The organism is Escherichia sp. MOD1-EC6162 (assembly GCF_002965125.1).
Lineage (GTDB): Bacteria > Pseudomonadota > Gammaproteobacteria > Enterobacterales > Enterobacteriaceae > Escherichia > Escherichia marmotae.
This window is the reverse complement of the sequence record NZ_PTSB01000006.1, coordinates 190951-208815: the sequence shown is the minus strand read 5'-3', so window position 1 is coordinate 208815 and position 17865 is coordinate 190951. Positions and strand designations below refer to the sequence as shown.

16 protein-coding genes, 1 tRNA gene and 2 rRNA genes are annotated in these 17865 nt (G+C 49.3%); 4 read left to right on the top strand and 15 right to left on the bottom strand.

Annotated elements, in window-relative coordinates:
* The first annotated feature begins 159 nt into the window (after window positions 1-159).
* The 3 genes from rrf (A9587_RS07795) to rrf (A9587_RS07785) all read left to right on the top strand — a co-directional run bounded on the left by rrf (A9587_RS07795) (window position 160) and on the right by rrf (A9587_RS07785) (window position 520).
* Window positions 160-275 (top strand): 5S ribosomal RNA (gene rrf, locus A9587_RS07795).
* A gap of 14 nt (window positions 276-289) precedes the next feature.
* Window positions 290-365 (top strand) — tRNA-Thr (locus A9587_RS07790).
* A 39-nt stretch (window positions 366-404) separates the two neighbouring features.
* A 5S ribosomal RNA gene (gene rrf, locus A9587_RS07785) occupies window positions 405-520 on the top strand.
* 63 nt (window positions 521-583) lie between these two features.
* Here rrf (A9587_RS07785) and A9587_RS07780 read toward each other — a convergent pair.
* The 7 genes from A9587_RS07780 to acrE all read right to left on the bottom strand — a co-directional run bounded on the left by A9587_RS07780 (window position 584) and on the right by acrE (window position 9913).
* Window positions 584-1342 carry an amino acid ABC transporter ATP-binding protein gene (locus A9587_RS07780; protein WP_000078317.1) on the bottom strand — a complete coding sequence of 253 codons (759 nt, stop codon included), beginning with the start codon at window positions 1340-1342 and terminating at the stop codon, window positions 584-586.
* Between the two features lie 7 nt (window positions 1343-1349).
* Window positions 1350-2453 (bottom strand): amino acid ABC transporter permease, encoded by a 1104-nt coding sequence (locus A9587_RS07775; RefSeq protein WP_001517195.1) that lies wholly within the window; start codon window positions 2451-2453, stop codon window positions 1350-1352.
* A gap of 9 nt (window positions 2454-2462) precedes the next feature.
* On the bottom strand, window positions 2463-3644 hold the full coding sequence (locus tag A9587_RS07770; RefSeq protein ID WP_105263992.1) for an amino acid ABC transporter permease: 1182 nt from the start codon (window positions 3642-3644) through the stop codon (window positions 2463-2465).
* Between the two features lie 67 nt (window positions 3645-3711).
* On the bottom strand, window positions 3712-4737 hold the full coding sequence (locus A9587_RS07765; RefSeq protein ID WP_000738562.1) for an amino acid ABC transporter substrate-binding protein: 1026 nt from the start codon (window positions 4735-4737) through the stop codon (window positions 3712-3714).
* Between the two features lie 429 nt (window positions 4738-5166).
* The gene (locus A9587_RS07755) at window positions 5167-5388 is read right to left on the bottom strand and encodes a lipoprotein (protein ID WP_000825670.1); all 222 of its coding nucleotides are present in this window, start codon (window positions 5386-5388) and stop codon (window positions 5167-5169) included.
* A 251-nt stretch (window positions 5389-5639) separates the two neighbouring features.
* Entirely contained in the window at window positions 5640-8744 is a 3105-nt protein-coding gene (gene acrF, locus A9587_RS07750; RefSeq protein ID WP_105263993.1) for a multidrug efflux RND transporter permease subunit AcrF, read from the bottom strand.
* An 11-nt stretch (window positions 8745-8755) separates the two neighbouring features.
* Complete coding sequence (gene acrE / locus A9587_RS07745; protein ID WP_001517194.1) at window positions 8756-9913, bottom strand: multidrug efflux RND transporter periplasmic adaptor subunit AcrE; 1158 nt, start codon at window positions 9911-9913, stop codon at window positions 8756-8758.
* 395 nt (window positions 9914-10308) lie between these two features.
* Between acrE and envR the strand changes: the two genes are divergently transcribed.
* Complete coding sequence (gene envR / locus A9587_RS07735; RefSeq protein ID WP_001129527.1) at window positions 10309-10971, top strand: acrEF/envCD operon transcriptional regulator; 663 nt, start codon at window positions 10309-10311, stop codon at window positions 10969-10971.
* Window positions 10972-10973: 2 nt separating this feature from the next.
* Here the strand turns inward: envR and A9587_RS07730 are convergent, their stop codons facing one another.
* From A9587_RS07730 to accC, 8 genes are all read right to left on the bottom strand, one after another.
* The gene (locus tag A9587_RS07730; RefSeq protein ID WP_001517193.1) at window positions 10974-11153 is read right to left on the bottom strand and encodes a DUF2556 family protein; all 180 of its coding nucleotides are present in this window, start codon (window positions 11151-11153) and stop codon (window positions 10974-10976) included.
* Window positions 11154-11236: 83 nt separating this feature from the next.
* Entirely contained in the window at window positions 11237-12121 is an 885-nt protein-coding gene (gene yhdJ / locus A9587_RS07725; RefSeq protein ID WP_038355789.1) for an adenine-specific DNA-methyltransferase, read from the bottom strand.
* 85 nt (window positions 12122-12206) lie between these two features.
* On the bottom strand, window positions 12207-12503 hold the full coding sequence (fis, locus tag A9587_RS07720) for a DNA-binding transcriptional regulator Fis (RefSeq protein ID WP_000462905.1): 297 nt from the start codon (window positions 12501-12503) through the stop codon (window positions 12207-12209).
* A gap of 25 nt (window positions 12504-12528) precedes the next feature.
* Window positions 12529-13494 (bottom strand): tRNA dihydrouridine synthase DusB, encoded by a 966-nt coding sequence (dusB, locus tag A9587_RS07715; protein WP_001219652.1) that lies wholly within the window; start codon window positions 13492-13494, stop codon window positions 12529-12531.
* A 328-nt stretch (window positions 13495-13822) separates the two neighbouring features.
* On the bottom strand, window positions 13823-14704 hold the full coding sequence (gene prmA, locus A9587_RS07710) for a 50S ribosomal protein L11 methyltransferase (protein WP_001517191.1): 882 nt from the start codon (window positions 14702-14704) through the stop codon (window positions 13823-13825).
* An 11-nt stretch (window positions 14705-14715) separates the two neighbouring features.
* Window positions 14716-16167: a sodium/pantothenate symporter gene (panF, locus tag A9587_RS07705; RefSeq protein WP_001175693.1), complete on the bottom strand. Its 1452-nt coding sequence runs from the start codon at window positions 16165-16167 to the stop codon at window positions 14716-14718.
* Entirely contained in the window at window positions 16157-16399 is a 243-nt protein-coding gene (locus A9587_RS07700; RefSeq protein ID WP_000381177.1) for a YhdT family protein, read from the bottom strand. The genes panF and A9587_RS07700 overlap by 11 nt, the downstream gene beginning before the upstream one ends.
* Before the next feature lie 108 nt (window positions 16400-16507).
* Window positions 16508-17857: an acetyl-CoA carboxylase biotin carboxylase subunit gene (accC, locus tag A9587_RS07695; protein WP_000884623.1), complete on the bottom strand. Its 1350-nt coding sequence runs from the start codon at window positions 17855-17857 to the stop codon at window positions 16508-16510.
* Window positions 17858-17865: the final 8 nt, after the last annotated feature.

The following is a 17865-nucleotide window of genomic DNA, read 5'->3' as shown; positions in this document are numbered from 1 at the left end:
GCCGGGTGTGTAAGCGCAGCGATGCGTTGAGCTAACCGGTACTAATGAACCGTGAGGCTTAACCTTACAACGCCGAAGATGTTTTGGCGGATGAGAGAAGATTTTCAGCCTGATACAGATTAGATTAGCCGGCGAAAGCGGGTTAATAAACAGAATTTGCCTGGCGGAGATAGCGCGGTGGTCCCACCTGACCCCATGCCGAACTCAGAAGTGAAACGCCGTAGCGCCGATGGTAGTGTGGGGTCTCCCCATGCGAGAGTAGGGAACTGCCAGGCATCAAATTTAGCGTGCTGATATGGCTCAGTTGGTAGAGCGCACCCTTGGTAAGGGTGAGGTCCCCAGTTCGACTCTGGGTATCAGCACCACTTTTTAGGTTAAAGTTTGGCAGATTAGAAAAGAATTTGTCTGGCGGCAGTAGCGCGGTGGTCCCACCTGACCCCATGCCGAACTCAGAAGTGAAACGCCGTAGCGCCGATGGTAGTGTGGGGTCTCCCCATGCGAGAGTAGGGAACTGCCAGACATCAAATAAAGCAGAAGGCCATCCGAAAGGATGGCCTTTTTGCATTTTGAAACCATATCCAATTTAATGGATTACCTGCGATAAAAACGCCTGCGTGCGTTCCGATTTCGGATGTGCAAAAAACTCATCCGGCGCGGCCTGCTCAACAATCTCTCCGCGATCCATAAAAATGACCTTGTCAGCAACAGTGCGGGCAAATCCCATCTCATGCGTTACACACAGCATTGTCATACCCGACTGTGCCAGTCCAATCATCGTATCCAGCACTTCTTTCACCATCTCCGGATCGAGCGCCGACGTGGGTTCATCAAACAACATGATCTTGGGTTTCATGCAGAGTGAACGAGCTATGGCAACGCGTTGCTGCTGACCACCGGATATCTGTCCGGGAAACTTCTGTGCATGTTCGGCAATTCGTACTCTCTCAAGGTAATGCATCGCCAGAGCTTCAGCCTCTTTCTTCGGCATCTTGCGTACCCAAATCGGCGCCAGGGTACAGTTCTGTAAAACGGTCAGATGTGGGAAGAGATTGAAATGCTGAAAGACCATTCCTACTTCTTGCCTGACACGCTCAATATTGCGGATATCTTCGTTAAGTTCGATGCCATCCACTACGATTCTTCCCTGTTGATGTTCTTCCAGGTGATTAATACAACGGATGGTTGTCGATTTCCCGGAACCAGAAGGGCCACACAGAACGATTCGTTCCCCCGGTTGCACGATTAAATTTATATTCTTCAGGACATGGAATTGCCCATACCATTTGTTAACATTTTCCAGCGTAATCATCGCGTTAGCAGGTTGCAGTAAAATTTGGCTCATAGTGTCCTCAATGCGGTGTACGCTCGGTGTTAAAACGTTTTTCCAGATGTTGGCTATAACGCGACATACTGAAACAGAAGATCCAATAGATCAGTGCAGCGAAGACGTACCCTTCGGTCGACATGCCCAACCAGGCGGGATCAACGGTTGCCTGCTGAACGCTACTGAAAAGATCGAACAACCCGATAATGATCACCAGACTGGTATCTTTGAATAGTGCGATGATGGTGTTTACCAGCCCTGGAATAACCAGTTTCAGTGCCTGTGGCAGAATAACCAGCCCCTGGGTTTTCCAGTAACCCAACGCCAGCGACTCTGCAGCTTCATATTGACCTTTGGGGAGCGCCTGCAATCCACCTCGCACCACTTCCGCAACATAAGCGGACTGGAACAGGATCACTCCGACTAATGCACGGATCAGTTTGTCGATGCTGGTGCCTTCTGCCATAAATAACGGCAGCATCACTGACGACATAAACAACACGGTGATCAGCGGTACGCCACGCCAGAACTCGATAAAAATGACGGATAAGATACGCACAATCGGCATATGAGAACGGCGGCCTAACGCCAATAAAATCCCCCACGGCAGCGCCCCTGCAATCCCAACTGATGCAATAATCAAAGTAAGTGTTAGCCCACCCCATTGCCGGGTTTCAACTCGCTCAAGACCAAGAAAACCACCATACATTAGCCACCAGACAATAAGCGGGTAAATCACCGCCCATACCGCAATATAGCGACCGCGATGCGGGAGTATTTTCCAGAACATTGGTGCAATCGAAATCAGGCCAATCAGTAATGCCAGATTAATTCGCCAGCGTTGGTCGTGTGGGTAAAGCCCATACATAAACTGGCCAAATCGCTCGTGGATGAAGACCCAGCAGGCACCTGCTTTTGTACAGTCTGCGCGGGTTGACCCAACCCAGTTAGCCTGCAAAAAAGCCCAGTTCAGCAACGGTGGAATCAATTCCCACATCAGCCACAGGCAACCAATGGTCAGCAGACTATTACTCCAGCTTGAGAACAGATTTTTGCGCGCCCAAACTATAACGCGGCTTGGGTTATGGTTCGCCGGGCGCGGGGGATGAGACAGCAATACTTTCGTCATCATGACTCCTTAGCGTTCAACGATTGCGATACGGCGGTTATAGATATTCATCAGCAGTGAGATAGTCAGGCTGATAATCAGATAGACCGACATGGTCATGGCTATCGTCTCGATGGCCTGCCCGGTCTGGTTAAGCACGGTGCCGGCAAACAGTGAAACCATATCCGGATAGCCAATAGCGGCGGCAAGAGAAGAGTTTTTGACGATGTTGAGATACTGGCTGGTTAACGGAGGAATAATCACCCGCAGCGCCTGCGGAATAATCACCTGACGTAGTGTGACAGTATTGGGTAATCCCAGCGATCGGGCTGCTTCGTGTTGGCCATAAGGCACAGCCTGAATCCCTGCGCGGATAATCTCAGCGATAAATGCAGAGGTATAGACCGAAAGCGCCAACGTTAAGGCAGCCAGTTCAGGGATCAGCACCATACCACCGCGGAAGTTAAACCCTTGTAGGGCTGGAATGTTCCAGTGAAGTGCTGTGCCAAAAAGCCATTGCGCCAGCAAAGGTAAACCAATGATCATCACAGCGGCGACAGGCCATGTGCGACGTAGTTGACCGGTTTTTATCTGGTACGTTTTGTTGAAGCGAAATAGCCCAACAGAAATGGCTATAGCCATCACAACGGTCACGATAAACGCAAGAAATCCATCTCCCAGTTGCGGTGAGGGAATGTAAAGCCCGCGATTGCTCAAAAAGGCCAGATCAAACGCACTCACTGCCTGTCGCGGTCCGGGCAAATTGCGCAACACGGCAAAGTACCAGAAGAAGATTTGCAACAGCGGCGGAATATTACGGAAGATCTCAATATAAATTGTGGATAACTTTCGCAGTAACCAGTTCTCTGAAAGTCGCGCTAATCCAATAAAGAAGCCCAGAACAGAAGCGAACACAATACACAATGCTGAAACCAGTAGCGTATTGAGCAAACCGACAATAAAAACGCGTCCGTAGGTATCGCCCTGCTGGTAATCGATCAAATGCTGGACGATACCGAAGCCAGCGCCACGATCAAGAAAGGCAAACCCTGATGTAATGCCACGATTGCTTAGATTCGTCACGGTATTGTGAAATAGCCAACTAACAATGCCGACGACGGCAACAACGGCAAGGATTTGGAATAACCAGGCGCGAACCACAGGGTTGGCAAAGGAGAGTGAGCCTTTAACAGTTGGGCGGTGATGAGACATAGAAACCTCGAAAACCATAACGCTAAAGAGAGCGCCGCTGTAGCGACGCTCGTTACCTCACACTTACTTAACGCACGGGCGGTGCATATTGGATGCCACCGTTATTCCAGAGGTTATTTTGACCCCGTTTAATTTTCAGCGGACTTTCGGAGCCGACGTTGCGCTCAAAAATTTCCGAGTAATTACCTACCTGTTTGATGATGTTGTAGGCCCACTTGTTATCCAGTTTCAGATCCTTACCGTAATCGCCTTCTTTACCCAGCAGGTGCGCCATATCTGGTGTTGCCGGATTTGCTGCTTTTTCATCGACGTTCTGTGAATTAACGCCCATCTCTTCAGCATTCAGCATGGCGAACAGGGTCCAGCGCACAATAGAAAACCATTCGTCATCGCCACGACGAACCACCGGGCCAAGCGGTTCTTTAGAGATAACTTCCGGCAGAACAATCCATTCGGCAGGGTTACTTAATTTGATACGCAAGGCATACAGTTGTGATTGATCCGAAGCCAGAGTATCGCAGCGACCAGACTCCAGTGCCTTCGCGGATTCGTCAGAGCGATCGAAAGTCACTGGCGTGTACTTCATATTGTTTGCCTTGAAGTAATCGGCAACGTTGAGTTCGGTATCCGTACCCGCCTGAATACAGACAGTTGCGCCATCAAGTTCCTTCGCGCTTTTTAACCCTGCTTTGTCATGTGTCAGGAAACCAATGCCGTCGTAATAAGTGACGCCAGTAAATACCATTCCCATGCCTGCGTCGCGAGATGAAGTCCAGGTCGTATTACGGGAGAGTAAGTCCACTTCTCCGGATTGCAATGCAGTAAAGCGTTCTTTTGCGGTGAGCGGTGTATATTTCACTTTCGTGTCGTCGCCAAATACAGCAGCGGCAACACCACGACAAACATCAACATCAATACCAGAAAACTTACCGTCTGCATCAGCATAAGAGAACCCCGGTAATCCGTCGCTGATCCCGCATTGCACAAAACCTTTTTTCTTTACAGCATCGAGCGTCGCGCCAGCATGCGCCTGATTTGCAACGGCAAGCAGCACGCTGGCGGCAGCCAGTGTGGCTATCATCATCTTTTTCATAATGCTTCCTGTAAGGCGAAAATTATCGTTATAGAACGTTTGGGAAACGTTTTTTACCTGTCTGTGGCCATCCTCTTATAAGCAAAAGTAGTGCCAGTTTTTGCGCACGATTCCGCGACGCAATAAGCAGAGTGTAGACAGGAAATAATAGAAACAGCGCCCCGCAATGGTGCGAAAATGAAACATGCGCCACATTTTGGCGCAAAATATTTACGCGTATTTTACTAAGCAGAATAATGATTATTAGCGTGAGTATCAGAAGGGATGATGTTATTGAAAAATAAATTCATGCGTTATTTCGATAGAAAGGCAAGCGACGAGATAAAATGCTTAATTAAAAGGGAATTAGCCAGCGGAATATAGCAATGTTTAACGTATAGAAAGATTCTGTATCGTTAAACAGAGCGCGGAAGTCCGCGCTCTGTTCAGTTATTTTGACAGAGCAATAATCCCCATTGTCAGGCCAGCGACAGCCGCTGCCCCGCCAGCAATAGCTCCGGCAGTTTCCCAGTTATCCTGCGTCGTACCTTTCATACAGGTATTGGTGTGAACCAGACGGCCCTGATCGTCATAAACCGGAACGCAAGGGGAATCGTGAGCACAACCCGCCAGCAATGCGGTGAGCAATGCCACAGAAATTAATCTTTTCATGATGTTACCTCAATAATAACGCTATCGCTTAATAAGTGAATTCTCTTATTAACGATCTGGATATTATTTTATCATTGGTAGTTATAATTCTTTTAGGATGAATAATGACAAATTATGTGAATTGTAAAAATAGTGAAGGGAGAAGGTGCAAATGAGTTGCTGGTTATAGAAAAAATAATGCTTATCCTATTAATTATTCTCATTTTTCCAGAAAATTTAAAAGGCGTCGAAGACGCCTTTATGTTTCTGATTTACCCTTTGAAGCAACGGCGGATCACGACAAAGAACACCGGCACGAAGAAAATAGCCAGCAATGTTGCAGAGACCATGCCACCCATTACACCGATACCCACTGCGTTCTGAGCGCCGCTCCCGGCACCGTTACTGATAGCCAGCGGCAACACGCCGAGTATAAATGCGAGGGATGTCATCAGGATAGGTCGCAGACGCATGCGCACCGCCATTAGCGTTGCTTCGATAACGCCTTTACTTTCTTTCTCCATCAGGTCTTTGGCGAACTCAACAATCAAAATGGCGTTTTTGGCTGATAAGCCAATTGTCGTTAACAAGCCCACCATAAAATAAACGTCATTTTTCTGATTAAAGAGTGTTGCAGCCAGCAGTACGCCGACAATCCCTAATGGCACGACCAGCATAACCGAGACGGGAATTGACCAGCTTTCATAGAGCGCCGCAAGGCACAGGAAAACCACCAGGAAGGAGATTGCTACCAGGGCAGGAGCCTGGTTACCCGATAAGCGTTCCTGATACGACATCCCCGTCCAGTCATAACCAATGCCGGCAGGTAATTTTGACGCAAGATTTTCCATCAGCGCCATCGCATCACCGGAACTGGTTCCTGGCGCGGCTTCCCCCTGAATCTCCATTGAAGGCAGGCCGTTGTAGCGTTCCAGTCGCGGAGAACCATACACCCAATGTGCAGTGGTAAAGGCAGAGAATGGCACCATTTCACCGTTGGCGCTGCGGACATAAAGTTTATCGACATCTTCTGGCAGCATACGGAATTTTGCATCAGCCTGAACGTACACTTTTTTTACCCGTCCACGGTCGATGAAGTCGTTAACGTAAGTTCCGCCCAACGCCGTAGAAATGGTCTGATTGATATCAGAAAGCGAAACGCCTAATGCCTGTGCCTTTTCCTGGTCAACTTCAAGTTTGAACTGCGCGGTATCTTCCAGACCATTGGGACGTACACTGACTAAGCTGTCAGGATGTTGCGCCGCCATACCAAGCAACTGGTTGCGGGCCTGGGTTAGGGCATCGTGCCCCAGACCGGCCTGATCGATTAACTCAAAGTCGAATCCCGTTGCTGTGCCCAGTTCAACAATGGCTGGCATATTGAACGGAATGACAAAACCGTCGCGGATCTTGCCCAGCTCCATTTTGGCGCGGTGGATAACTGCTTCCGCGCTGTTTTCATCGCCACCACGTTTTTCCCACGGTTTCAGGCTGACGAAGGCCATCCCGGCGTTTTGTGCCTGGCCGCTGAAGCTAAATCCGTTAACCGTAAAGACGCTTTCAACGTTCGCTTTCTCGTTCTTCAGATAGTAATCCGTCACTTGATCCAACACTTTTTGCGTCCGCTCTTGCGTCGCGCCAGCAGGAAGTTGAATCATGGTCAGAAAGACCCCCTGATCTTCTTCCGGCAAAAAGGAAGAAGGGAGACGTAAAAACAACACTACCATTCCGGCAACTATCAGCGCATAGATCAGTAAATATCGCCCTGTGGAACCGAGGATTTTGCCAACGCTATTGGTATAGTGGTTAACGCTATGATCGAAAGTGGTATTAAACCAGACGAAGAAACCGCTCTTTTTATCGTGATGTTCGGCAGAGACTGGTTTGAGTAGCGTTGCGCATAATGCAGGGGTGAGAATCAATGCCACCAGTACGGAAAGCGCCATTGCCGAAACAATGGTGATAGAAAACTGGCGATAAATTGCCCCTGTGGAACCGCCGAAGAATGCCATCGGAATAAAAACCGCTGACAGCACCATCGCAATACCCACCAGTGCGCCCTGAATTTGCGACATCGATTTTTCCGTCGCTTCTTTTGGCGGGAGATTATCCTCCATCATCACGCGCTCGACGTTCTCTACCACCACTATCGCATCATCGACGAGCAGTCCGATGGCAAGCACCATTCCAAACATTGTTAGTGTGTTGATGGAGTAACCAAAAGCGGCGAGGATGGCAAACGTCCCTAACAGCACTACGGGCACAGCAATGGTGGGGATCAGCGTTGCTCGCATATTCTGCAAGAACAGATACATCACCAGAAACACCAGGATAATGGCTTCAACCAGCGTTTTTACCACTTCGTGAATAGAAAGCTGGACGAATGGCGTGGTGTCATAAGGGTAGAGAACCTTCATTCCCTGCGGGAAGAATGGCTGTAATTCTGCCAGTTTCGCCTTAATGGCTTTCGCCGTATCGAGGGCGTTCGCGCCAGTGGCTAGTTTAATACCCAGACCCGCTGCCGGTTTACCGTTGATACGGGCGATGACGTTATAGTTTTCACCACCAAGCTCAACACGGGCGACATCTTTCAGGCGAACCACTGAACCGTCGCTGTTCACGCGCAGGGTGACTTTGCTGAACTCTTCCGGATTTTTTAATCGGGTCTGAGCAATAATCGAGGCGTTCAACTGTTGCCCAGGCAACGCTGGTGTTCCGCCCAGTTGCCCGGCAGCTATCTGATCGTTCTGCACTTTCAACTGGTTAATCACATCAACCGGTGTCAGTTTATATTTGTTTAGCAGGTCGGCGTCCAGCCAGATACGCATCGCATACTGTGCGCCAAAGAGTTGCACGTCACCAACGCCATTCAGGCGGCTAAGCGTATCTTTAACGTTAGAGGCCACATAGTCCGAGATATCGTCCTGAGTGGTACTGGGATTATCAGAGACAAAACCTGCCACCATCAAATAACTGCTACTGGACTTTTCAACGCTAATCCCCTGTTGTTGAACTTCCTGCGGCAGCAACGGCGTGGCAAGTTGGAGTTTGTTCTGCACCTGGACTTGCGCGATATCTGGATCTGTCCCTGACTGGAAAGTGAGGGTAATTGTTACGCTACCGGCGGAATCGCTGGTGGAGGACATATACATCAGGTTATCGATACCATTCATATTCTGTTCGATAACCTGCGTCACCGTATCCTGTACGGTCTGTGCATCAGCACCCGGATAGTTTGCCGAAACAGAAACCGCAGGCGGCGCAATGGTTGGGTATTGGGCGATAGGTAATTGTAGGATCGCCAGTACGCCTGCCATCATCAGAATAATGGCCAGCACCCATGCAAATATCGGTCGTCGAATAAAAAAGTTTGCCATGTCTGATTGCCTTACTTCGACGCAGTATCTGCGGGGGTATCGGTCGTGGCTTTAACCTGTTCTCCCGGACGCGCTTTTTGCAGACCGCTGACAATGACTTGATCGCCAGATTTCAGCCCTTCGCTAATTAACCATTTATCGCCAATCGCCTGGCTGGCAACGACTGGACGCGCTTCAACCTGACTTTTCTCATTCACAATCAGCACGGTTGCATCGCCACGCGGTGTGCGGCTGACGCCTTGTTGCGGAATAAGAATGGCATCAGGTTGTACACCTTCATCAATCCGGGCGCGCACAAACATACCCGGCAGAAGCGTATGCTGTGGGTTAGGGAAAACCGCACGTAGGGTTATGGAACCAGTGCTTTCATCCACGGTCACATCGGAGAATTGCAGTGTGCCTTTCAGGGGATAAGTTTGACCGTTTTCCATGACCAGCTCTACGTTGCTGGTGGTGTTTTCCTTATGTAAATTTCCTTGCTCTACGGACTGCTTCAGTCTCATGAAATCATTGCTTGATTGGGTCACATCGACGTAGATAGGATCGAGTTGCTGGACAGTCGCCAGTTCAGTCGTTTGCCCGTTAGTGACGAGAGCACCTTCGGTCACAGTCGATTTGCCGATACGTCCGCTAATTGGCGCGGTTACTTTGGTATAAGCGAGATTGATGCGGGCGCTTTCGACCGTGGCTTTTGCGGCAATCACGGCGGCATCGGCCTGGCGGGCATCAGCAATGGCCTGATCGTACTCCTGCTGACTGATGTATTTTGTGCCCACGAGCGGAACGTAACGTTTTACCGTCAAATGCGCGATGGAAGCGGCGGCTTCACTTTTCGCCAGTTCACCTTTCGCACTGTCATAACTTGCCTGATAGGTCGCTGGATCAATCTGGTACAGGGACTGACCTGCTTGCACATCGCTGCCTTCAGTGAAATTACGATTTAGTACGATCCCGTTAACCTGTGGGCGAACTTCGGCAATACGGAAAGCGTTGGTACGGCCAGGTAATTCAGTTTTAACTTCTAACGGGGCAGTTTTCACAACATGAACGGTAACCTGCGGTTCACCGACGTGAACTTTCTCTTCTCCCTTATCGTTGCAACCCGCGATTAACGCTGCGGAGATCATGATAAAGGGGGGCAGGAGGAAAAACCTGGCATATTTCGTCATTACTATTCCTCAAAAAAACAAAAGCGCGTTATTTGCCAGAAAAAGGCAACGCGTTAACTCGCAGAAATAAAAATACAGTTCGCTATCCTACAAATTATCGTCCGGCGATGTAATAAATAGTTATGAATACTGGCCTCTCAAGGCACATAAACACAAAAATAGATTCGTGTTCTAATGTTTTGTTTTGATGTGAATTGAAGGGAGAGGAATTGTTTTGACGCAAATTGAAACGTACATTCATTAAATAAATGTATTCTACGTCAATAATGGATTTTGTTTATTTGACGATTTATAGCAGGTGAATTTTAGCCTCTCGTATAAATAAATGTTGGGTGATACATTACCTTTCATTATTTCCTTTATGTCTAATGTATTTATTTCCTGAATAATTAATCATGGCAAAAAGAACCAAAGCTGAAGCTCTGAAGACCCGGCAAGAACTGATTGAAACCGCCATCGCCCAGTTTGCGCAGCATGGTGTAAGCAAGACGACGCTCAATGATATCGCTGACGCTGCCAACGTCACGCGTGGCGCTATCTACTGGCATTTCGAAAACAAGACCCAACTGTTTAATGAGATGTGGCTGCAACAGCCTTCATTGCGGGAGTTAATTCAGGAGCGGTTGACGGCAGGGGCAGAGCATAACCCGTTTCAGCAATTGCGTGAAAAACTGATTGTTGGCTTGCAATATATTGCCGAAATTCCACGCCAACAAGCATTACTGCAAATTTTATATCACAAATGTGAATTTAATGATGAGATGCTGGCAGAGGCCGTAATACGCGAGAAGATGGGTTTTAATCCGCAGATTCTGCGCGAAATATTGCAGGCATGTCAGCAACAAGGCTGTGTGGAAAATAATCTCGATTTAGATGTAGTGATGATTATTATTGAGGGTGCTTTCTGCGGAATTGTCAAAAACTGGTTAATGAATATGGCGGGTTACGATCTTTATAAACACGCACCCGCCTTAGTCGATAACGTATTAAGAATGTTCATACCAGATAAAAATGTAGCAAAACTAATTCATAAAACAAATGAATTAGATATCGTATAAGCTTACATTCTGTTGTAGAAATCCAGTTCGTCACAGTTAACCAGTTTAAGTGGATTAACCGAATTCATATTGCGGCATTTGTCTGTTTCTGTAGCCAACAGCTCAATCCATTGCATCAGTAAAGTATCAAACAGAAAAACGGAGACAGCGAAAACGACGAGCCACCAATACTTGCGAATCATTACCTGAGCCTGTGCATGTTTAACCAAGTCTGGCAGGAAATATACACGAAATGAATAATCTGAAAACCAGGCTTACACTTCCTTTACTTTGCAATGAGATCGGGGTCAACTTCGCTGACCCGGCATCGTTTTGACAGGTTGCCGGTCTTTCTTTTTTTTACTTTCGCCAGCTCTTCCACGGAGTAATGTGACGCGATACCCAGTCGTCGGAGCCCCATCTTGATGTACTCGCTGTTAATCTCAATACCAATGAATTTTCGCCCGGTTGTGACGGCGACCGCGCCGGTGGTAAAACTGCCCGCAAACGGGTCGAGAACGATATCTCCAGGGTTTGAAGAGGCGAGAATAATGCGTTTCAGCAATGCTTCCGGCTTTTGCGTCGGATGGTTTTCATATTCATCCATCAAATAACGCACGCGCGGAAAATCCCAGACGTTGCCCGGTACTTTTTGATTATTGTAAGGCTGCGGAGGATTTTTACGATAATCGATCAACGCGCGCTGCGATCCGGTTTTGGCTTCTACCAGAATAGCATCGCTGTTAAATGTGTAGTTCTTTGCGTCTTTCACCATCATCAGGATAGGTTCGTACATGGAGCCGTAGTGTTTCTTCGCCTGTACCCCAGAACTGTCATATGACCAGACGATGCGACTTTTGATGGTAAAAAGTTTGCGACACTGGATATCGATAAAGGGCATGTTTTCGGTGCTGTTCATGATGTACATGCAGCCCTGTTTTTTAAGGATGCGGTGGCACTCTGCAATCACTTCAAATAGCCAGTTAATAAACAGCTCTTCTTTCCATGCTTCGATCAGACCATCAAAATTTTTGCCGATGTTATAAGGCGGGTCGGCAAAGATCAGATCGATGCTCCCGGTGGGGATTTTTTTTAGCTCGGCTAATGCATCACCCTGAATGATCGTTTTTGTTTCATCGCCAAACCGGGTGGGTTCACATCCTGTTCTCATGGTCACTCCCTTTGTGACGCCTATAAAAAAGGCGCTTCCCCATGCCGAGTAGCGCCTTTTTAATCAAGCATTTAGCTAACCTGAATTAGTTCATGCCGTACTTTTTCAGTTTTTTACGCAGTGTACCACGGTTGATGCCCATCATCAGCGCAGCACGGGTCTGATTACCACGGGTGTATTGCATCACCATGTCCAACAGGGGCTGTTCTACTTCAGCCAGTACCAGCTCATAGAGGTCATTAACATCCTGACCATTCAGTTGAGCAAAATAGTTCTTCAGTGCCTGTTTAACCGAGTCACGCAGGGGTTTTTGGGTTACCTGATCCTGAGAGTTAACGGTAGAAACGGTCAGTACGTCAGAATTTACGCGTTGTTCGAACATAGTTCTGTCAGCTCTTTATTTCTGTTTACGCAAAATTTTCGAAGTATGCCTCCAACGCCTCCAGCTGTTCGCTGGCATCCTCAATGGCGTTGAATGTGCGCCGAAACTGGTCATTTGGAGCGTGTTCCTGGAGATACCAGGAAACGTGTTTACGTGCAATTCGGTAACCTTTCGCCGGACCATAAAAGTCATGCAGTTCCCGAACATGCGCGCAAAGCAAGCGCTTAACCTCTGCCAAAGGCAGCGGGGGCAGCAACTCCCCAGTGTCCAGATAATGCTGGATTTCCCGAAAGATCCAGGGTCTTCCCTGAGCTGCGCGGCCTATCATCAGGGCATCCGCCCCTGTATAGTCGAGCACAGCTCTGGCTTTAAGCGGGTCAGTAATGTCGCCATTCGCGATAACCGGAATGGAAACTTTCTGCTTAACTGCCCGAATACTGTCGTATTCAGCTTCTCCATTGAACAAACAGGCGCGTGTACGACCATGAATGGTCAGAGCCTGAATGCCACAGTCTTCAGCCAGTTGGGCAATCTCTTCGCAGTTACGGTGTTCCGGCGCCCAACCGGTGCGAATCTTCAGAGTGACAGGAACGTCCACTGCATTGACGACCTCGGTAAGGATCGATTTAACGACATCCGGGTACTGCAAGAGGGCTGAGCCTGCGAGCTTGCGATTCACTTTTTTAGCCGGGCAACCCATATTGATATCAATAATTTGGGCACCGCTTTCCACGTTAATACGTGCAGCATCCGCCATTTCTTTCGGATCGCTACCGGCAATTTGCACGGTGCGAATACCGGGTTCATCAATGTGCACCATCCGTAAACGAGATTTGTCGCTTTCCCAAACCTGAGGGTTAGAAGACATCATCTCGGATACTGTCAATCCGGCTCCCATCTCGTAGCACAACGTCCGAAAAGGTCTGTCTGTAATGCCAGCCATGGGCGCTGCGATCAGGCGATTTCTGAGCTGATATTGTCCGATGCGCATGAGTTAAGAAATGACCATACTGTGACTGCAAGGCGGCGTATATTACGCATTTTTTGCACGAGATGAAAGGCCAAACTTTGACCAATCCTCTGAGATGGATCAAAGAATTGCATTTAAAATGAACGCCGCGGAATAATTAGTCATAAAAATCATCACATTAGAAACAAGTGACTAAAATTTGCACTCAAAGAAATTTGAGTAAGTTCTCAATTTTTCTTTATGAATTAAAATTCAGGCACGTGAATTTGCTCAAATAATCAGCAAAATCACGTGCCTTTTGTGATGTTGCTCGCACTTCGCGCTACACCACTATGCTGCATTGTGAAGGTTAATTCTTACGACCGGTAATGCGACACCACTCTTCTTTTTCCACAACCGGGTCGAGCGTGAAGCTATCGGCATACGCGTCACAAACGCTCTCTGCCTGGCTTGCCAGGATACCGGAAAGGCCCAGTAAACCGCCTGAAACCGGCAGGACGCTGATTAACGGTGCCAGTTCACGTAACGGGCCTGCGAGAATGTTAGCGACCACCACGTCGGCCTTCATTGCTTCAGGCTGATCTTTCGGGAGATAGAGTTCCAGTCGATCAGAAACACCATTACGTTCAGCATTGTCGCGGCTGGCCTGAATGGCCTGTGGGTCGATATCAATACCAATAGCTTTTGCTGCGCCCAACTTCAGCGCCGCGATAGCCAGAATGCCGGAACCACAGCCAAAGTCGATGACCGTTTTACCGGTTAAATCGAGGCTGTCGAGCCATTGCAGGCACAGAGAGGTGGTTGGATGAGTGCCCGTACCAAACGCCAGACCCGGATCTAACATCACGTTGACAGCATTTTCGTCTGGTACATCGCGCCAGCTTGGACAGATCCACAGACGTTCGCCAAAGCGCATCGGGTGGAAATTATCCATCCACTCGCGTTCCCAGTCTTTATCCTCCAGTTGCTCGATTTTATGCGCGAAGCCCGCGCCGAGTAGCGGATGGTTTTCCAGAATCGCCACAACTTCATTCATGTCTGTTTCTGCGTCAAACAGACCAATCACATCGGTGTCGCCCCACAGGCGAGTTTCGCCCGGCAGTGGCTCAAACACTGGCGTATCGTGGGTATCCTGAAAAGTGATAGAAACGGCACCGGCTTCCATCAGCGCATCGCTAAGATCTTCTGCATTCGCGCCGGTGGTGTTCAGTTTCAGTTGGATCCAAGGCATGGCAAAACTCTTTATTTATCAGTAGTCAAAACGGTAGCTTGCGGGACGGATGTACCGAAACGGTTTCCGACCAGGAAAGCCAGCAAACTTAGCAGTAACGAGGGCACGATAGGGTGGAAGCCCAGGTACTGAATATTTAGGGTTGCAAGTACGGCATACAGAACGCCGCCGACGATCATCGCGCTTAGCGCGCCTTTGGCGTTAGCGCGTTCCCAGTAAAGGCCCAGCACCAATGGCCACAGGAAGACGGCTTCAAGACCACCGAAGGCCAGCAAATTTAACCAGATGATCATTTCTGGCGGCTTCCAGGCGGCAAGCAGCAGCAACGCGCCGAGAACCAACGTAATCACCGCCGACATCCGCTTCAGACGCGTCTCGTTTTGCATTTGTTCCGGACGGATATTCAGATAGAGATCTTTAATGATCGTAGCGGAACTTTGCAGCAATTGGGCATTGATCGTCGACATAATCGCGGCCATTGGGGCGGCAAGGAAGATCCCGGCAGCAAACGGCGGCAACACTTTTACCATCAACGTTGGGATCACCAGATCCGGCACGGTGAGATCAGGGATCACCGCGCGGCCTAACGCGCCAGCCAGATGCATACCAAACATCAGGATCGCCACCACAATTGTACCGATGATGATCCCCCGATGTACCGCTTTGCTGTCTTTATAAGAGATACAGCGCACCGCGGTATGCGGCAGGCCAATCACCCCAAAGCACACCAGAACCCAGAACGAAGTCATGAAGGCAGGCGACAGAATATCATCAGCGCCTTGTGGTGTTACCAGTTGCGGATCAATGGATTGTAGCGTCTCTACTGCGTTGCTTAAGCCGCCAGCAGCATGGACCACGCCGACCAGTAGCACAATGGTGCCAATCAGCATCACCAGCCCTTGCATAGTGTCGTTCAGCACACTGGCGCGAAAGCCACCAAAGGCGGTATACAACGCAATACTGATGCCGAAAATCAGCAGGCCGGTTTCATAAGGAATGCCAGCAGCGGTTTCCAGTAGACGCGCACCGCCGATAAACTGCACGGTCATTGCACCAACGAATGCTACCAGCAAACTCAAACTCGCCAGCCACACCAGCAAACGGCTCTGGTAGCGGGCAAACAGCATATCGTTCAGCGTTACCGCATTGTAGCGGCGCGCGAGAATAGCGAACTTCTTGCCGAGAATACCGAGCGAAAGCCAGACAGCAGGTAGCTGAATCATCGCCAGCAATACCCAGCCCAGCCCGTATTTATAAGCAGCGCCGGGTCCGCCGATAAACGAACTGGCGCTGATATAGGTTGCGGTGAGCGTCATCGCCAGCACAATACCGCCCATAGAGCGGCTGCCGAGGAAATACTCATTCAGGAAAGTGCCCGTGTTCCGTTTACGCATCGCATAAACCGAAATCCCGAACACCACCACCAGATAGGCGACCAGCGGTAGAATCACTTCAAGCTGCATCGTCATCCTCCAGCGGAATATCGCGATAGATAAATTTCACCATCGCCCAGCACAGTCCAATAAACAGCAGCGGCGTCAGGATGCAGGCCATCTCAAACCAGCGCGGAAAACCGGTAAAACCGGGGGCAACGCCAGGTAAGTAAGCAGCTACTAACCAAACAAGCAGATACAAAAGGGTCAGCCCCAGCGCCCAGCGCGCCTCTTTATGAGCCTGAACAAAACGAGTGTCCATTTTTTGTCCCTGATGGGTGAAGAAAGCGGAGATTGTACCTTATGGGGCTTGCCGATCCCCAGAAATAAAAAAGGCCGGAAAATCCGGCCTTTTGACGCTGTTGCAGTCTTATTTTTCCTGAAGACCGAGTTTTTTCTCCAGATAGTGGATGTTAGTGCCACCATGCTGGAAGTTCTCGTCGTTCATGATGCGGATCTGCAGATCAACGTTGGTTTTGATACCGTCGATGATTAGCTCCTGCAGCGCATTCTTCATGCGTGCAATCGCCACATCACGGTTTTCACCGTAGCAAATCAGTTTGCCGATCATTGAGTCATAGTACGGCGGCACGGTGTAGCCAGCGTAGATATGAGACTCCCAACGCACGCCAAAACCGCCAGGTGCGTGGAAACGGGTGATTTTGCCCGGGCTTGGCAGGAAGGTGTTTGGATCTTCGGCATTGATACGGCATTCCACCGCATGGCCGCGAACATGAACTTCTTCTTGCTTGATCGACAGCGGTTGACCGGCAGCGATACGCAACTGCTCTTTGATCAGGTCAACGCCGGTGATCATTTCAGTAACCGGGTGTTCTACCTGAATACGGGTGTTCATTTCGATGAAATAGAATTCGCCGTTTTCAAACAGGAATTCGAAAGTACCTGCTCCGCGATAGCCGATATCAACACACGCTTTGGCACAACGTTCGCCAATGTAGCGACGCAGTTCCGGGGTAATGCCCGGTGCTGGCGCTTCTTCGACCACTTTCTGGTGACGGCGCTGCATGGAGCAGTCACGTTCAGCCAGATAGATAGCGTTGCCCTGGCCGTCCGCCAGTACCTGAATCTCGACGTGGCGAGGATTTTCCAGGTATTTCTCCATGTAAACCATATCGTTGCTGAAAGCAGCTTTCGCTTCCGCACGCGTCATGGAGATGGATTGCGCCAGTTCAGCGTCGCTGCGCACTACGCGCATACCGCGACCGCCGCCGCCGCCGGAAGCTTTGATAATTACCGGGTAACCAATGCGTTTAGCAATGGCGCGGTTTTTATCCATATCGTCGCCCAGCGGGCCGTCAGACCCTGGTACACAAGGGACGCCAGCTTTTTTCATCGCGGCAATTGCCGACACTTTGTCACCCATCAGGCGAATGGTGTCTGCTTTCGGGCCGATGAAGATAAAGCCAGAGCGTTCAACCTGCTCAGCAAAATTGGCGTTTTCGGAAAGGAAGCCGTAACCCGGATGGATTGCTACTGCGCCAGTGATTTCAGCGGCGCTGATGATTGCCGGGATGTTCAGATAGCTTTTTACTGACGGAGCAGGGCCAATACAGACCGTTTCATCTGCCAGTAATACGTGTTTTAGGTCGCGATCCGCGCTGGAGTGCACTGCGACAGTCTTGATGCCCAGTTCTTTACAGGCACGAAGAATACGCAATGCAATCTCGCCACGGTTGGCAATAACAATTTTATCCAGCATGTTCGCCT

Bases quoted from the DNA above. Each gene is read 5' to 3' on its own strand.
- A9587_RS07770 (WP_105263992.1), bottom strand. From the start codon at position 3,644: ATGTCTCATCACCGCCCAACTGTTAAAGGCTCACTCTCCTTTGCCAAC.
- dusB (WP_001219652.1), bottom strand. From the start codon at position 13,494: ATGCGCATCGGACAATATCAGCTCAGAAATCGCCTGATCGCAGCGCCC.
- accC (WP_000884623.1), bottom strand. From the start codon at position 17,857: ATGCTGGATAAAATTGTTATTGCCAACCGTGGCGAGATTGCATTGCGT.
- A9587_RS07730 (WP_001517193.1), bottom strand. From the start codon at position 11,153: ATGATTCGCAAGTATTGGTGGCTCGTCGTTTTCGCTGTCTCCGTTTTT.
- acrE (WP_001517194.1), bottom strand. From the start codon at position 9,913: ATGACGAAATATGCCAGGTTTTTCCTCCTGCCCCCCTTTATCATGATC.
- A9587_RS07765 (WP_000738562.1), bottom strand. From the start codon at position 4,737: ATGAAAAAGATGATGATAGCCACACTGGCTGCCGCCAGCGTGCTGCTT.
- prmA (WP_001517191.1), bottom strand. From the start codon at position 14,704: ATGCCTTGGATCCAACTGAAACTGAACACCACCGGCGCGAATGCAGAA.
- A9587_RS07755 (WP_000825670.1), bottom strand. From the start codon at position 5,388: ATGAAAAGATTAATTTCTGTGGCATTGCTCACCGCATTGCTGGCGGGT.
- yhdJ (WP_038355789.1), bottom strand. From the start codon at position 12,121: ATGAGAACAGGATGTGAACCCACCCGGTTTGGCGATGAAACAAAAACG.
- fis (WP_000462905.1), bottom strand. From the start codon at position 12,503: ATGTTCGAACAACGCGTAAATTCTGACGTACTGACCGTTTCTACCGTT.
- A9587_RS07700 (WP_000381177.1), bottom strand. From the start codon at position 16,399: ATGGACACTCGTTTTGTTCAGGCTCATAAAGAGGCGCGCTGGGCGCTG.
- acrF (WP_105263993.1), bottom strand. From the start codon at position 8,744: ATGGCAAACTTTTTTATTCGACGACCGATATTTGCATGGGTGCTGGCC.
- A9587_RS07780 (WP_000078317.1), bottom strand. From the start codon at position 1,342: ATGAGCCAAATTTTACTGCAACCTGCTAACGCGATGATTACGCTGGAA.
- panF (WP_001175693.1), bottom strand. From the start codon at position 16,167: ATGCAGCTTGAAGTGATTCTACCGCTGGTCGCCTATCTGGTGGTGGTG.
- A9587_RS07775 (WP_001517195.1), bottom strand. From the start codon at position 2,453: ATGACGAAAGTATTGCTGTCTCATCCCCCGCGCCCGGCGAACCATAAC.
- envR (WP_001129527.1), top strand. From the start codon at position 10,309: ATGGCAAAAAGAACCAAAGCTGAAGCTCTGAAGACCCGGCAAGAACTG.